At 61.9% G+C, this 16,145-nt stretch carries 11 protein-coding genes; 7 read left to right on the top strand and 4 right to left on the bottom strand.

All coding sequences use genetic code 11. The annotated features are described in order from the left end of the window. The first annotated feature begins 27 nt into the window (after positions 1-27). Positions 28-1,224 carry a lytic murein transglycosylase gene (locus tag ON753_RS13315; RefSeq protein WP_265963123.1) on the top strand — a complete coding sequence of 399 codons (1,197 nt, stop codon included), beginning with the start codon at positions 28-30 and terminating at the stop codon, positions 1,222-1,224. Positions 1,225-1,298: 74 nt separating this feature from the next. On the opposite strand, the gene ON753_RS13310 is transcribed toward ON753_RS13315, so the two are convergent. Both ON753_RS13310 and ON753_RS13305 read right to left on the bottom strand, forming a co-directional pair. Continuing rightward, positions 1,299-1,535 carry a DUF2798 domain-containing protein gene (locus ON753_RS13310; protein WP_265963122.1) on the bottom strand — a complete coding sequence of 79 codons (237 nt, stop codon included), beginning with the start codon at positions 1,533-1,535 and terminating at the stop codon, positions 1,299-1,301. After that, positions 1,532-1,897 (bottom strand): VOC family protein, encoded by a 366-nt coding sequence (locus ON753_RS13305; protein WP_265963121.1) that lies wholly within the window; start codon positions 1,895-1,897, stop codon positions 1,532-1,534. The genes ON753_RS13310 and ON753_RS13305 overlap by 4 nt, the downstream gene beginning before the upstream one ends. 112 nt (positions 1,898-2,009) lie before the next feature. Between ON753_RS13305 and ON753_RS13300 the strand changes: the two genes are divergently transcribed. Further along, complete coding sequence (locus ON753_RS13300) at positions 2,010-2,573, top strand: TetR/AcrR family transcriptional regulator (protein WP_265963120.1); 564 nt, start codon at positions 2,010-2,012, stop codon at positions 2,571-2,573. Positions 2,574-2,639: 66 nt separating this feature from the next. On the opposite strand, the gene ON753_RS13295 is transcribed toward ON753_RS13300, so the two are convergent. Further along, positions 2,640-2,843, bottom strand: coding sequence for a hypothetical protein (locus ON753_RS13295; protein WP_265963119.1), 204 nt, complete (start codon positions 2,841-2,843; stop codon positions 2,640-2,642). 233 nt (positions 2,844-3,076) lie between these two features. Between ON753_RS13295 and parA the strand changes: the two genes are divergently transcribed. The 5 genes from parA to ON753_RS13270 all read left to right on the top strand — a co-directional run bounded on the left by parA (position 3,077) and on the right by ON753_RS13270 (position 14,970). Next, positions 3,077-3,718 carry a ParA family partition ATPase gene (parA, locus tag ON753_RS13290; RefSeq protein WP_265963118.1) on the top strand — a complete coding sequence of 214 codons (642 nt, stop codon included), beginning with the start codon at positions 3,077-3,079 and terminating at the stop codon, positions 3,716-3,718. A gap of 155 nt (positions 3,719-3,873) precedes the next feature. Beyond that, a complete protein-coding gene (locus tag ON753_RS13285) occupies positions 3,874-9,363 on the top strand; it encodes an alpha-2-macroglobulin family protein (protein ID WP_265963117.1) in 5,490 nt (1,829 codons plus the stop codon). 20 nt (positions 9,364-9,383) lie between these two features. Further along, positions 9,384-11,624, top strand: coding sequence for a penicillin-binding protein 1C (gene pbpC, locus ON753_RS13280; protein ID WP_265963116.1), 2,241 nt, complete (start codon positions 9,384-9,386; stop codon positions 11,622-11,624). 574 nt (positions 11,625-12,198) lie between these two features. Then, positions 12,199-13,359 carry a porin gene (locus ON753_RS13275; protein WP_265963115.1) on the top strand — a complete coding sequence of 387 codons (1,161 nt, stop codon included), beginning with the start codon at positions 12,199-12,201 and terminating at the stop codon, positions 13,357-13,359. Between the two features lie 450 nt (positions 13,360-13,809). Then, on the top strand, positions 13,810-14,970 hold the full coding sequence (locus ON753_RS13270; protein ID WP_265963114.1) for a porin: 1,161 nt from the start codon (positions 13,810-13,812) through the stop codon (positions 14,968-14,970). A 90-nt stretch (positions 14,971-15,060) separates the two neighbouring features. On the opposite strand, the gene ON753_RS13265 is transcribed toward ON753_RS13270, so the two are convergent. After that, complete coding sequence (locus tag ON753_RS13265; protein WP_265963113.1) at positions 15,061-15,975, bottom strand: alpha/beta fold hydrolase; 915 nt, start codon at positions 15,973-15,975, stop codon at positions 15,061-15,063. Between the last annotated feature and the right edge of the window lie 170 nt (positions 15,976-16,145).

The following is a 16,145-nucleotide window of genomic DNA, read 5'->3' as shown; positions in this document are numbered from 1 at the left end:
CCCAAGTGATTCACCGGGGGGCTGGCGATGTATGGTCGAAGCGTAGCAAAGACACTCACACGTGCTGTTATCGCAGCCGGGCTTGGGCTGATCCCGGGAGCCGCGCATGCCATCGAAGGGTGCGTTGAGTCCCTGAAACAGCAGGCGATCTCGGCCGGGGTCCGTGCGGACGTTGCCGAGCGCATGCTTTCCGGGGCGACGTATGACGAGAAGGTGATCCGCTTTTCGACCTCCCAGCCCGAGCACAAGACCGAAATCTGGGACTACATGGCCTTCCTCGTGGATGCGGAGCGGATCAAGGACGGCAAAGCCAATCTGCAGAAGCACTCCCGCACTCTTTCCGCAATTGAGAGCCGCTACGGCGTCGACCGTCACGTCGTGCTGGCCGTCTGGGGAATCGAGAGCGATTACGGTCAGTTCCAGGGCGACTTCTATACGCCCCATGCCCTGGCCAATCTCGTGTGCGCCGGCAGCCGGCGCAAGGACTATTTCCGCGGCGAACTCATCAAGACCATGCAGATCGCCTCGCGCGGCGATGTCCCGCTCGACGATTTTCGCGGCTCCTGGGCCGGGGCCTTCGGCCAGACGCAGTTCATGCCGAGCACCTACAACAGCCTGGCGGTGGATTTTGACGGCGATGGCCGCAAGGACCTGGTCAATTCGGTTCCCGACGCGCTAGCCTCGACCGCCAACTTCCTGAAGAACGCTGGCTGGCGGAACGACCGGCCCTGGGGATACGAAGTCAGGCTGCCGGACGGCTATTCCGGTCCGTCCGGTCTCAAGTCCCGGTCTTCGCTTGCGACCTGGAGCAAGCGGGGCCTGACGAAGATCGACGGCGGCAGGCTGTCCGGCAATCTCGAGGCCGCGCTCATCCAGCCGGCCGGAGCCGGCGGCCCGGCCTTCCTGGTCACCCGGAACTTCAACGCTCTGCGCTCCTACAACGCGTCGACCTCCTACGGTCTGGCCATTGCCCTTCTGTCGGAACTTGTGTCCGGCGGCGAGCCCTTCAAGACACCCTGGCCGACGGACAATCCTGGCCTGTCGCGGGCACAGAGGCTCGAGCTGCAAAAGCTTCTCAACAGGAACGGCTTCAATGTCGGCGAACCGGACGGCAAGGTCGGCCCCGCAACCCGGGAAGGGATCCGCAAGGCGGAAGCCAAATTCGGCATGCCGGTCACGGGGCGGCCGTCGTGGAACGTCTATTATGCGCTCGGAGGGCGCTAGGGCAGGGCCCGCGAGCTTGCGGACGCGCTCGCGTCAAGGCGCCCCGCTCGCAGCGGTTTTGCGCCGTTCGCAGGCTATTCGGTCATTCGGTCGACGATCGACTTGACGATGGGCGTGACCAATAGCGCGGTCGGCAATCCGATCGGCAAGCTTCCCGCGTAGGCGATCATCCACTTCACAAGGAAATCGCCGCGCAGGCCGAGATTGATGACTGTCACCACGAAGGACATGATCAGTCCCATCGACAGCGCCATCAGAAGACCCATGAGCAGACCGGCATACCGGCGCGGAATCTTGCTGGCTTTCGTCACCGGGCGGCCGCCTGGAAAAGTTCGACCACGTTGCCGGAGGGGTCTTCCAGAAGGATCTGCCGCCCGCCCGGCCCCGAGGCAATCTCGCCGCGAAACGCCGCTCCGGCCTCGCTGATCCGGGCTATCAGGCCGTCCAGGTCATCGGTTTCGATCTGAAACCTGTTCCAGCCACCGGGCTGTGGGGTTCCCCCTGCCTTGCCGGCGCTGCCCGCCCCCGGCGTGTTCAGGAACAGGCGCAATTCGCCGCGGGACAGAGCCGCAAACCCCGGGCCCGGATGCATCTCCACCGTGAAGTCGAGCCGGTCACGGTAAAATGCAACGCACTCTCCCACATCGGAGACGATATAGCGGACGGAAGCCATTTTGTTCCTCCATGTCGTTTGCAGCATTCGAATTTTATAATACGGTACCGTCTCATAAAAAGATATGAAACGCAACCGTCCCATAACTTTGGGCGCTGCTTCGGGATCCGGCATGGACAAACGCATCGAACGCACAAGGCACGAGGTCCTCAGTGCTGCTATCGCGCTGCTGGGGGAGAGGGGTTACGCTGCTTTCAACATGGAGGCCATCGCCGACAAGGCGGGCGTGTCGAAAAGCACGCTCTACAGGCATTGGCCGACAAAGGTGTCGCTCATCGCCGATGCATTGAACACCTTGAATGTGCAACCCCGGCCTGGTCCTGCAGATGGCACTGTCAGGGAAAGGGTGACGATCCTGCTGCGTCATTTGACGGAGGCGCTGACCGCATCGCCGTTTGCCTCCTGTATTCCAGGGCTCATCGAAGCGACAAAGCATCATCCGGAAGTCGCGGACTTCCTGTACGATTACAGCGCCCGCCGGCGGGAGAGACTGGTCGCCTTGCTGCGGGATGGGGTCGCGGCGGGGGAACTGCCTGCGGATTTCGATGCCGAGACGGCAGCAACGGCGCTCAGTGGCGCGATCTTCTATCGCTGCCTGATGACGCCCGACCCCTACCAGGCAAAGGACGTTCCGGCGCTGGTTGCGCTGGTGCTCGGATCACAAGGCGGCACTTGAGAGGGGCGTAGTCATGCCACGTCATCCGATAGGCTCATGACGTGACATTTTCGTTCAGCTCAGACCCTAAACATACTGAACGACAAGAATAGCCAGAACCAGTACCAGAACCGCCGCAATACCTATGCGCCAGGCGTTTGTTCTTTTCGAAATGGGAGGCACCAGGGATTCCAGCTCCTTGTCGGCTTGGGTCTCTTGCTCAAATTCGCGATTGAGCTGATCCTTTTCGGTGAACTTCTCCTCGGCACTGCGCGTCGTTCTTTCGGTCATTTCCACTTTCCTTGCAGATATGTATGGAAAACTGACAGGCTAGGATTAGGTTCCGCCGCAGTGTTTCGCAGTGCTGCCTGATAACCTGCTGGAAACGGATCGTTCCCGGTCCAGGCGCCTTCATCGCCTGAGACATTCTTGCCGAACACAGGCGGTTTCACGGAGTTTTCATTGTCATATTGCATTGCGGAAATTGGCAGCGCAATATGATGGCCAACTTCTGGAGGGAATGAATGTCCGGGCGGATTCTGACTGTTGCACAGCAAAAGGGCGGTTCAGGAAAGACAACCATAGCGGCTCATCTTGCCGTGGCACTCGCGGCACGGTCCGGCGAGCCGGTTGCCATACTCGACGTCGATCCGCAAGGGTCTCTGGGAACCTGGTATGAAGCGCGGGAAGACAGCCTCGGAGAAGACAATACCGGGCTGGAATTCCGCACCGCTTCCGGCTGGGGCGCGCGGCGCGAAGCCCGATCGCTCGCAAGGTCCCACGGCTATGTGGTGATAGACACGCCCCCCAAGGCGGACACGGATGCCAAACCCGCCATTGATGCCGCCGACTTCGTCATCGTTCCGATCCAGCCGACGCCTGTCGACCTTTGGGCAACATCTCAAACCATTGAAATTGCCGCCCGCGAGAATACGCCGGCGCTGATGGTGCTCAACCGCGTTCCGCCGCGCGCGTCCCTGACGGGTGAAATGGCTGCCGCGATCCTTGCCTCAGGCTATGATGCCTTGACGGCACGGCTCGGAAACCGCACCATATTCGCGTCAGCCATGGGCAGGGGATGTTCCGTTACGGAAGAGGCTCCTTCCAGCAAGGCGGCTCAGGAAGTCGATCTTCTGATTGAGGAACTGATCGCCCGGATCGGTTAACCTTCGCTCAGCAGTGTCGCTTCGGCGGCGTGTTTTCTGTCTTGTGCTTGTCGCGATCCGGTGCCTTTATAAAGTCGATGCTTGGCCCGGAAGCACGAGCCATGCTGTTTTATTCGCAGTTCTTTAGTCACTTTCAATAATGCTCCGGACTTCACATGAAAAACCTTCTCAAATCCGCCTTGGTAGCCCTCGCGCTCGCGGGTGGCACCGGCTTTTCGGTTCCCCAGGCTGAAGCCCAGGACCGGCGTATCGTTACGATCGACGATGCCGATTTTTTCGGCAGTGACTACAGGACGGTGAAGGATGTCGATCTGGACGGCTGCAAGTCGGCCTGCCTCCAGGACGGGCAATGCCGCGCATTCACCTTCAATACGTCTGCCGGCTGGTGCTTCCTGAAATCGGACTTCGGCGAATTGCAGAGTTTCGCCGGCGCCATTGCCGGCCGTGTCGTCGAGGTGCAGGCGCCGCGGGCGGATATGAGCGTGGACCGCAAGGCGGAACTCTCCTTCCTGCCGCAAACCCAACTCGAGAGTGCCGAAACCTATTCCCTCAGCATTTCCAATTCCGTCAACCCGCGCGGACAGACCGCGGATCAACTGCGCAGCAACGGACAGGCTGCCCTGAACGACCGGAACGGCGTCCTGGCCGAGGCCGATTTCCTGCAGCTGATCGTGCTGGAGCCGGGCGACTTTGATGCCTGGACGCGGCTGACGAGCGCGCTGCTTTTGCAGAATCCCGACAACTGGCAGGACCGGGAGACCAAGCAGAAGAACGCGGTCTCAGCGGCGATCAATGCCTATCTGCGTTCGGTAGGCGTGCCGGAGCGCGCATATGCCCTTGACCTTCTGGGCCGCTCGCTGGAGCGGCGCGGCGAGTACAAGAGCGCCATCAGGTCTTTCAGGGCATCCCTGGCGCTTGAGGAGAATTCCGGCCGGCGGCAACGCTACGACCGGTTGGTCGCCGCGCATGGATTCCGGATCGTCGATCACCAGGTGGATTCCGACAGCGCGTCGCCGCGCATCTGCCTGGTGTTCTCGCAGGCATTGCCCGTCGGTGAAGACATGAGCCCTTATGTGACCGTTAGGGGTGAGGGCACGCTTTCCATCGAAGCGGAAGGCAACCAGATCTGTGCGGACGGTCTCAAGCACGGTGCCCGCTATCAGGTGGCCGCACGCAGCGGCCTTCCGGCCGCGGACGGTGAAAAGCTGGAAAAGACCGCTGAACTCTCGGTCTATGTGAAGGACCGCTCGCCGACGGTGCATTTCCTCAGCAGGTCCTATGTGCTGCCCTCCGGCGGAAATCCGACAATTCCGATCGTCTCGGTGAATACCGACGAGGTGGAAACCGCGATCTATCGGGTCGGCAACCGTTCCGTCGCAGATATCCTGCGCGACGAGCGGTTCCTGCGCCAACTGGACACCTATCAGGCGGACCAGATCGAGGATGAGCTTGGCGAGAAGGTCTGGTCCGGCATTGTGGAGACCGAAAACCGGCTCAATCAGGACATCACCACGGCCATTCCGGTGTCCGAAACAGGCATCGAACTGAAACCGGGCGTCTATGCGATGACGGCACGGTCGAAACTTGACGTGCAAAACCGCTGGGGAGCGCTTGCCACGCAATGGTTCCTGGTTTCGGATCTCGGCCTGACTGCGCTGACGGGCGACAACGGCATTGCGGCGAATATCCGCTCGCTCTCGAGCGCGAAAGCCCTGGAAGGCGTCGCCGTCAAGCTGCTTGCGGTCAACAATGAAATCCTCGGCGAAACGACGACCAACGCGGAAGGCTTCGCCGAATTCGCGCCCGGTCTGACACGCGGCCAGGGCGGACGTGCGCCCGCCGTTCTCGTCGCGGAATCGGGAGCGGGGGACTATTCCTTCCTCGATCTGCGCAAACCGGCCTTCGATCTGTCGGACCGCGGCGTTGAAGGACGGCCGGCCCCTGGCCCCCTTGACGTCTTCGCCTGGACCGATCGCGGGATCTACAAGGCAGGCGAGACCGTTCACGCTCAAGCCCTGTTGCGCAACTCCAAGGCTGTCGCGCAGGAAGACTTCCCCCTGACCTTCGTCTTTTCCCGCCCGGACGGCGTCGAACATGCCCGCTTCACAGTCAATGACGGCGGCCTCGGCGGACATCTGCAGGATCTGACCCTGGCGCAATCCGCGCAGCAGGGCATCTGGTCGTGGCAAGTCTTTGCCGACCCGAAGGGCAGTTCTCTGGCGCGAGAGACTTTCCTGGTGGAGGACTATCAGCCCGAGCGGGTCGATTTCGAGCTTGATACCGATGCCAAGACCTTCAGCCGGACAGAGCCTCTCCAGGTGACCCTGGAGGCGAAATTTCTCTATGGCTCACCTGCCAGCGGCCAGACGCTGGAAGGGGACATTGTCGTACGGCCCGTGCGCACCCTGGCCGCTTATCCCGGCTATGAATTCGGACTTGAGGATTCGGAAGCCTATCCCGAGCGCGGCTCCCTTCCGTCCGGCTTGAAAACCGACGAGGACGGCAGGCTCACCTTCGAGGTTACCCTGCCGGAGCTGCCGGACACGACACTTCTCTACGAGAGCGAGCTGATCGCGCGGCTGGTCGAGGCCGGCGGGCGCTACGTGGAACGGGATCTCAAGCTGCCGGTCGCCCTCGACGGGCCGCGCATCGGCGTCAAGCCGGCCTTCGACGGCGGCGTCGACGAAGGCGGCCCGGCCGATTTTTCCGTCATCGTCGTTGGTGCCGACGGCGCAGAACAGGATGCCTTCGGCCTGAGCTGGACGCTGTCGCGGGTCCACCGGCGCTACCAGTGGTACCGGCTCGATGGCCGCTGGTCCTTTGAGCCCATCACCACATCACAGCGGGTCGCCAGCGGCGAGATCGAGACAAAGGCGGGTCAGCCGGGACAATTGTCCTTGCCTGTCGAGTGGGGCGAATACCGGCTCGACGTGGAGGGAAGCGGCGACGTGCAGACCTCGACCAGCGTGACTTTCAACGCCGGCTGGTACACGGCGGACGCATCCTCCGATACGCCTGACTATCTTGATGTCGGCCTGGACAAGACAAGTTACCGGCCGGGAGACACGGCAAAACTGCGCCTCAAGCCGCAGATGGCGGGGATAGCGGTCGTGAATGTTGTCTCCGGAGGTCTTCTTGCCAGCCGGACGGTGGAAGTTTCCGGCGAGGAAACCGAGGTCGAGATACCCGTGAGCGATGACTGGGGCGCAGGAGCCTATATCACCGCAAGCCTCTATCGCCCGATGGATCTGGACCAGAAGCGCATGCCGTCGCGCGCAATCGGCCTGTCCTGGCTGCAGGTCGACCCGGGTGACCGCGTCATCGGGGTCGAGCTGTCCGCTCCCGCCCGGATCCTGCCGGAAACGACCCTTGAGGTGCCGGTCAGACTCGCCAATCTCGAGCCCGGCACACAGGCCTACCTGACCGTGGCTGCGGTCGATGTCGGCATCCTGAACCTGACCGGCTACGAGACGCCGGAGCCTGATGACTGGTATTTCGGCCAGCGGCGCCTGGGCACGGATATGCGCGACCTTTACGGCCAGCTGATCGACCGGATGGCCGGCACGATGGGCCGTGTTCGCTCGGGCGGCGACGCCATGGCCATGCGCCTCGACGCACCTCCCCCGGATGAGGAGCCGGTCGCTCTGTTCTCCGGTCTGGTGGACGTTGGCACGGATGGCGAGGCCACGGTCTCGTTCGACATTCCTGCGTTCAACGGCGCATTGAAACTCATGGCGGTGGCCTGGACCAAGGACGGTGTCGGTCATGCCGACAGTGAAGTGGAAGTCCGTTCGCCTGTTGTGATGACGGCAAGCGCACCGGCATTCCTTGCGCCCGGCGACCAGTCGCGTCTCGCCCTTGAAATCGACAATGTCGACGGCGCGGCGGGAGCCTACGAGCTTGAGGTCTCGGCTGGCAACGGGCTGACGCTTGAAGAGGGGGCCGCGAGCCTGACCCGTGCGCTTGACATGGCTCAGGGCAAGAAGTCTCTCGTTCTTCTGCCAGTTTCCGCGGGTGCTGCGCCGGTGACGAGCGAAATCGTCGCCTCGCTGACGGGGCCGGACGGCAAGGTCTATGTCAAACGCTTCAGCCTGGAGGTCAAGGATACCCAGCCGGAAGTCGTCCGCAGGTCTTCGTTCCAACTGGCCTCCGGCGACAGTCTCACGCTCGGCGCGGACAGTTTCGACGGACTGCGCACCGACACCGTTGACGTGACCCTGACGGCCGGCGGTGCTGCCAACATCGACATTGCGGGCCTGCTCGCCGCCCTGGATCGCTATCCCTATGGCTGCACGGAGCAAACCACCAGCCGGGCTCTGCCGCTCCTTTACTTGAGCGAAGTGGCCGAAGCGGCGGGTCTCGGGTCGGACAGTGCCATCCGGGAGCGGGTCGTGAAAGCGATTGCGAGCGTGCTGGCCAACCAGTCCTCTTCCGGAGATTTCGGTCTTTGGAACAGCTACGGCGACGGCGACACCTGGCTTGACGCCTATGTCACCGACTTCCTGACCCGCGCGAAGGAAAAAGGCTATCAGGTTCCGGATCTCGCCTTCACCACGGCGCTGGACAATCTCGAGAACCGGCTGGCCTATGCGTCCGATTTCCAGGACGGCGGCGAGGGGATTGCCTATGCGCTCTACGTGCTGGCCCGCAACGGCCGCGCCTCGATGGGCGACCTGCGTTACTATCTCGACGCCAAGCTGCAGAGCTTCGCGACCCCGCTGGCAAAGGCCCAGCTGGCGGCCGGGCTGGCGCTCTATGGCGAGCGCAGCCGCGCGGAAACCGGCTTCAGGGCTGCCCTGGCCGCCCTTCCGGACCTGAAGCAGCAGACATACCGGCCCGACTACGGATCGGTGCTGCGCGACAGCGCGGCTGTCACCGACTATGTCGTGTCCGCATCCATGGGCGACAGCCTGCAGGGCGAGGCGGTCGATTTCCTGAAATCGGCACAGACCCGGAAATCCAGCCGCTCCACACAGGACATGGCGTGGTTGTTGCTGGCCGCGCAGGCCCTCAACGAGTCGGCCGGCGAGGCGCGGATCTCCGTCCGGGGCGAGGAAACCGCCGGGCGGCTTGCCTGGTCTTTCAGCGGCGAGGACATCTCTGGCTCGTCTACCGTGGTGAAAAACAACGGCAGAGAGGCGACGGATCTACTGGTTTCCGTGGTCGGGCAGCCCACCACGCCGGAGCCGGCGGGCGGCAATGATTACGCGGTGGAACGCACGGTCTACGATCTTGACGGCAATCCGGTCGACCCGACGGCCGTGCCGGTCAACACCCGGCTGGCCGTTGTCGTTACGGTTCGCGCCCTGACGGACCAGCCGGGGCGCTTGATGGTGGTCGACCGTCTCCCGGCGGGCCTTGCCATCGACAACCCGCGCCTAGTGCGCTCGGGGGATTTGGGCGGGCTCTCCTTCCTGTCGACGATCGACCAGCCGGAGCATTCGGCCTTCTACGCGGACAGGTTCGAAGTCGCGGTCGACCAGACCCGGCATGGCGGCAAGGAACTGACCTTTGCCTATCTTGCCCGCGCAGCGACACCGGGAGAATTCGCCCATCCTCCGGCGTCCGTGGAAGACATGTACCGGCCCGAACGGCGCGCGATCACGGAAACCGGCCGCTTCGTCGTCCTGGGGCCGACGCGGTAAGGCACAGGTAGGGCAATGCAATGAGAGCACGGCAGCGCAACAGCTGGCGTCTGTACCGGCAGTGGGCGACCGCTGCCGGGCTCGCACTTGCCGTGCTTGGCGGGTGCGCCGTGCTGAAAGTCCGGCACGATTACGCAACCCTGCCTCCCTTGCCGCAGATTGCGGACCTGCCGCTCTCGGTGGTGGTGCTCGACCGCAAGGACAGGCTCCTGCGGGCATTCACCAGCGACGACGACAAGTGGCGCCTGCCGGTCGGCCTTGGCGAAATCGACCCGCTTTACGTCAAGATGCTGCTCGCCTTCGAGGATAAGCGGTTTTTCGCTCACGGCGGGGTGGATCTGCGCGCCTTAGTCCGGTCGGCGGTGCAGAGCGCACGTTCGGGACGAATCGTCTCCGGCGGCTCGACGCTGACCATGCAGGTGGCAAGGCTCCTGGACGAAAAACCGACAAGGACGCTGAAACGCAAATACGAACAGGTTCTGAAAGCCGTCCAGCTGGAGCGATCCTTTTCAAAAGAGGACATCCTGAGAATATACGCGCTGCGGGCGCCGTTCGGCGGCAACCTGGAAGGCGTGCGGGCTGCGAGCCTGACCTGGTTCGGCAAGGAACCCGGGCGCCTGACACCGGCCGAGGCCGCCCTGCTGGTCGCCCTGCCGCAAAGTCCGGAATCCCGTCGCCCCGACCGTTTCCCCGCGGAAATCCGTCGGGCCCGCGACCGCGTGCTGGCCCGCGCCGCCGCCGCCGGCGTTCTGACCGAGGAAGAGGCGCAGTCGGCGGCCGCCGAACCCGTTCGCGCAAGCCGGCACGCGATGCCGTTCCTGGCGCCCCATGAAAGCCGCCATGCGCGCATCAGCGCTCCCTCGAAGCCCGTGCACCGCCTGACTTTGGACCGCGACCTGCAGTCGGCGCTCGAGAAGCTGGCCCGCCAGAAGATCGGCTCTCGTCCGAGCCCCGTCTCGATGGCGATCATGGTCGCCGATCATCAGAGCGGCGAAATCCTGGCAAGGATCGGTGCTCCGGATCTTCTGGACAACGGCCGTCAGGGGCATGTCGACATGACCCGCGCCATCCGCTCCCCCGGCTCGACGCTGAAACCGTTCATATACGGATTGGCATTCGAGGAGGGAATCGGCCTGCCGGGCAGTTTCATCGTCGACCGGCCGACGGATATCGGTGGCTATCAGCCCACGAATTTCGATCAGGCCTATCAGGGAACCGTGACGCTCCGCGAGGCCTTGCAACTGTCCTTGAACACGCCTGCGGTGCAATTGCTGGAAGCCGTAGGCCCGGCACGGCTGATAGCACGTCTGAAGCGGGCCGGTGTCCGCCCTGTTCTGGAGGACGGCGCAGCGCCGGGACTGGCCATCAGCCTCGGAGGACTGGGCCTGTCGCTTGGGGACCTGACGCAGCTATACGCTGCACTGGCACGGGGCGGGGAGCCAATCTCCCTGTCGGCCTGCCGTCTCGACTGTGATGTTGCCGGAACGGCCGGGCATCCGGGAAACGTCCTGTCCCCGAAGGCCGCCTGGCTGGTAAGCGACATCCTGACCGGCCTTCCCCAGTCGCAGGGGGACGAGACCTCCCATATCGCCTACAAGACCGGCACCGCCTACGGCTATCGCGATGCCTGGGCCGTCGGGTATGACGGGCGCTATGTCGTCTCTGTCTGGCTGGGCCGCCCCGACGGAACCCCCGTCCCGGGTGAAACGGGGGCAAGTGCGGCGGTCCCGGTCCTTTTCGAAGTTTTCCAAAAGCTGGGCCCGGGCAGGGTGCCGCTGCCGGACGCCCCGCCGGAAGCCCTTCTCGGCGCAAACGTGTCTGTGCCGGCACCGCTGCGCTATGCCCGTCTGCCGGAACGGCGCGATATGGCCGGACCGGGTGAAGGGCTGCAGATTTCCTATCCGCCCAACGGCGCGGAGCTGGACCTGGGTTTTGCCTCGACCGGGCAGGAGAGCGCCAAGCCGCAGCCGCTCGTCGTCAAGCTGAAGGGTGGTGCAGGGCCTTTTTCCATTCTCGTCAACGGCGCACCACTTCCGGAAAAGGCGCTGAGACGGCAATTGATCTGGCAGCCGGAAGCTCCCGGATCTCGCCAGTGTGACGATCCTGGATGCGCATGGCGCAAGCGCGAGAGTGACGGTCTTGCTTCGATAGCGTCGGCACCCCACATGGGGATGAAATCGGGCACGCCATGCCTCGTCGATACGAATCTCCGGCGCTTGCTGCGACCGAAAGCCGGCTTTTCCCACGCCGGTTCCAGATAGACTGTCCCTGACGCCCCCAGATCACGGCGTTCACAGTTGGCCGGGTTGAAGCCCTAAGGGAAGAAGCCCGCGATACGCGCAATTTGTCCCACAAAGTAAACATTCGTGACTGTTGGAAATAAAAATGATAATTATACTCACGAAATAATGTGAGCAAGATTCATTTGTCCAAAAAATATTTTCTTACACGCAACCCAATCAAAAAGTTTTGGTAAATAGACTAGTGATATTTCCAATATTACGTAGTGGTAGATGGTAAGCGGTAACGTGCATTTTTATTTCACAGATACCGTGTCGAGCGAAGGAAAATTACCAAACGTCATTAATTAATATTGAAAATCAGTATGTTGCAGGAAAGGCACACCGTCGCCTGGCAGTGCCTCCAACAGGCGATTTGGGCTTGATGGTGAGTCCCAAGTTTGGTTCTTAAGTTGTGCGACGGCGAGTAATCGCCAGTAAAAACGGTTCCCGGAAATTCTTTTTGGATCGTTTTTCTACAAAATCGCGGGGACGGAACCCGCAGGGCTCGATCGGGCCAAGCAGGTTCCAACAGAAATTGACTTTGGAGGTCATAATGAAACTCAAGAGCTTGATGCTCGGCGCTGCTGCTGCAGCCGCTGCTACCACTGCTCAGGCAGCCGACCTTCCGGTTGCTCCGGAGCCGGTTGACTACGTTCGCGTTTGCGATGCTTACGGCGCACGCTTCTACTACATCCCGGGCACCGAAACCTGCCTGCGCGTCGGCGGACGTGTCCGTACCCAGTTCGTTGTCAACAACGTTCTGGACGGCGGCAACTGGGGCGACCGTGACGCAGACGGCTATTCCTGGCTGGCTCGTGGCTACCTCTTCCTCGATGCCCGCACCGCCACCGAATTCGGCACGCTGCGTGCATTCGTTTCCATGTACGGCGACTCCGTTTCCAACGGTACCGACGATGCCAGCAACTCCGGCTTCGCCATGGACAACGCCTACATCCAGTGGGGCGGTCTGACGGCCGGTCGTCTGGGTTCCAACTTCGACATCTTCACCGGTCAGGTGTTCATGGGTGTCGTCGGCCGTGACTGGTCGGATACGGTTTTGAACCAGATCGCTTACACCGCAGCTTTCGGTAACGGCTTCTCCGCTACCATCGCTCTGGAAGACCGCACTGCACGTCAGGTCGGTGCCTACGGCGGTTCGCGCGCTCCGGACGTTGTTGCTGCTCTCGGCGTTTCCCAGGGTTGGGGTTCCGCACAGCTCTCCGGTGCTCTGCACCAGGTGTACCCGGACGTTGCCAACAACAACGCTACCGGCGGTGAAGACAACATGGGCTGGGCAATCGGTGGTGGCGTCGTCGTCAACATTCCGATGGTCACTCCGGGCTCCAACATCTTCTTCCAGGGCTTCTATGCTGATGGCGCTCTGGCGTACATCGGTGCAGGCGACACCGAAGGCGGCATCACCGTTTCCGATTATGTCGGCGACGACACGTCTACCGGTTACTCCCTGTCTGCTGGTGCCTACATCCAGGCAACTTCCACGATCGGCCTCGCACTCGACGGCTCTTACATGGATGTTGACCAGGCTACTGGCAACACTGACTTCAACCGTTACGCAATCGACGGTTCCGTCAAGTGGGAGCCGGTCTCCGGTTTCGAACTCGGTGCTGACGTTGGTTATGCCAACACTCAGGCTGATGGCGGCGACGACGTTGACGAGCTCCTCTTCGGTGTTCGTCTGCAGCGGACCTTCTAATCAACTGATGATTAGATCCTGACTGTGATCTGAACTCCAGTCAGTCATGCGGCCCGGCAGGCTCCAATCTGCCGGGCCGTCCCCTTTTCTGATTCTCATTCGGAAAAGCATTAAGAGGTGCGATTCAGGTCGCGCCAGAGCACCCGGAGCGCGCACGAGACGCCTCTTCTGCCTCTAATTCCTAACAGTTTCTAAATTTCCGGCCTGCTTTTGTGACATTCGTGCCACACCGGTTTTTGAAAACAGCCCCGGCGGTAGCAGCCGGGCGCATTCGATGTTGAACCGGGATGGCGGATGCGTATGGTCATTCCTGCGAGCGGCTTCGGGCCGCACTGGTTTGCATGCCTCGGACGTCCAACCTCCGGTCGGTGGCAAACACAGAAATATTTCGCGGGGACATATGGTGCTTCTGTTTTAGTACCAATTGATATGACTGATTGGAGGTCAGAAATGAAACTCAAGAGCTTGATGCTCGGCGCTGCTGCTGCAGCCGCTGCTACCACTGCTCAGGCAGCCGATCTTCCGGTTGCTCCGGAGCCGGTTGACTACGTTCGCGTTTGCGATGCTTACGGCGCACGCTTCTACTACATCCCGGGCACCGAAACCTGCCTGCGCGTCGGCGGCCGTGTCCGTACCCAGTTCGTTGTCAACAACGTTCTGGACGGCGGCAACTGGGGCGACCGTGACGCAGACGGCTATTCCTGGCTGGCTCGTGGCTACCTCTACCTCGATGCCCGCACCGCCACCGAATTCGGTACGCTGCGTGCATTCGTTTCCATGTACGGCGACTCCGTTTCCAACGGTACCGACGATGCCAGCAACTCCGGCTTCGCCATGGACAACGCCTACATCCAGTGGGGCGGTCTGACGGCCGGTCGTCTGGGTTCCAACTTCGACATCTTCACCGGTCAGGCCTTCATGGGTGTTGTCGGTCGTGACTGGTCGGATACCACTCTGAACCAGATCGCTTACACCGCAGCTTTCGGTAACGGCTTCTCCGCTACCATCGCTCTGGAAGACCGCACTGCACGTCAGGTCGGTGCCTACGGCGGTTCGCGCGCTCCGGACGTTGTTGCTGCTCTCGGCGTTTCCCAGGGTTGGGGTTCCGCACAGCTCTCCGGTGCTCTGCACCAGGTGTACCCGGACGTTGCCAACAACAACGCTACCGGCGGTGAAGACAACATGGGCTGGGCAATCGGTGGTGGCGTCGTCGTCAACATTCCGATGGTCACTCCGGGCTCCAACATCTTCTTCCAGGGCTTCTATGCTGATGGCGCTCTGGCGTACATCGGTGCAGGCGACACCGAAGGCGGCATCACCGTTTCCGATTATGTCGGCGACGACACGTCTACCGGTTACTCCCTGTCTGCTGGTGCCTACATCCAGGCAACTTCCACGATCGGCCTCGCACTCGACGGCTCTTACATGGATGTTGACCAGGCTACTGGCAACACTGACTTCAACCGTTACGCAATCGACGGTTCCGTCAAGTGGGAGCCGGTCTCCGGTTTCGAACTCGGTGCTGACGTTGGTTATGCCAACACTCAGGCTGATGGCGGCGACGACGTTGACGAACTCCTCTTCGGTGTTCGTCTGCAGCGCACCTTCTAATCATCCCTCTTACGAGGTTTGATGGGAAAACCCGGCGGAAACGCCGGGTTTTTCTTTTGTCTTCAGGGACTTGCCCTTTCTTGCGCCTGCTCAGAGGCCTCTGAGAAAAAGCGCAATGTTTTCATGGGCTTCTCGGACCCACAAGACGGGAGCATGTCCCTGGCCCCCTATGGTTTCCAGACTTGCCGCCGGATGGAATTCCAGCATGCGCCGGCAGGTGTCGCTGCTGAGAATGTCGGAGTGCTCGCCGCGAATGACCAGAAGGGGACGGTCGCTCAGCTTTTCGTACAGATGCCAAAGGTCCGGGAGAGGCGCAGCGTCGTCCAGGCCTGCCAACTGATTGGCCAGTGCCGGATCGTAGTCCATGACAAACCGGCCGTCCTCTTCGCTTGCAAGTTGTCCGGCAAGCTTCAGCCAGTCCTCCATTCCGAATGCCGGAAACTGGGGGCCTAGAAACTGTCGCAGGATCGCCGCCAGATCCTCACGGGAGCCATATGTCATCTGTTGCCCGAGTGTACCCGCGATCCGGCGAAGGCCTTCCATTTCAACTTGAGGGCCGATGTCGTTGAGAATCACGGCCGCCATCCTGTCGGCCGGATACCGATCCGCCATGGCGAGGGCATGGAGGCCGCCTCTGGAGGTTCCGAGGACCGCAAAGCGCTGCAGGTCGAGATGGGCTATCGCCGCGTCTATGTCGGCTGCCTCGACTGCGAGCGTATAGTTCCGCCAGTCCGGGTCCCAATCGCTTCTGCCCCTGCCGCGATAGTCGAGCGCCACCACATGATGGCCGGCTGACTGCAGATATGCGGCGACGTCATGAAAATCGCGGGTGTTTCTCGACAGGCCGGGCAGACAAAGAACCGGTATGGCGGACGCAGTCCGAGTTGCACCGCCTTGCTGCGGAGACCACTCACACCCGGCGAGCGTCAGGCCGTCGGGGCTCTGCCAGGTGAATTGCCTCCTTGCGGCACGGCTCGGCAGCGCATGTTCGGGCGCAGATGTCATGAATTTCTCCCGCTGTTTTGGAGCTCCTGAACAACGGTAACCCGTATCAGGTGCCGCCGGACAGGACAAAGACGTTGCCTGTTCCTCGCCATGTGGTTGTGAGGCAGCGGGAGAGTGTCGCCGAAAAGGCGCATGGCAGCGAAGAAAAGTTGCCACGCAGGGCCTGAAAC

This window comes from Roseibium salinum (assembly GCF_026240905.1).
In the GTDB taxonomy this organism is placed as follows: domain Bacteria; phylum Pseudomonadota; class Alphaproteobacteria; order Rhizobiales; family Stappiaceae; genus Roseibium; species Roseibium salinum.
This window is presented reverse-complemented; position numbering and strand designations above follow the sequence as displayed.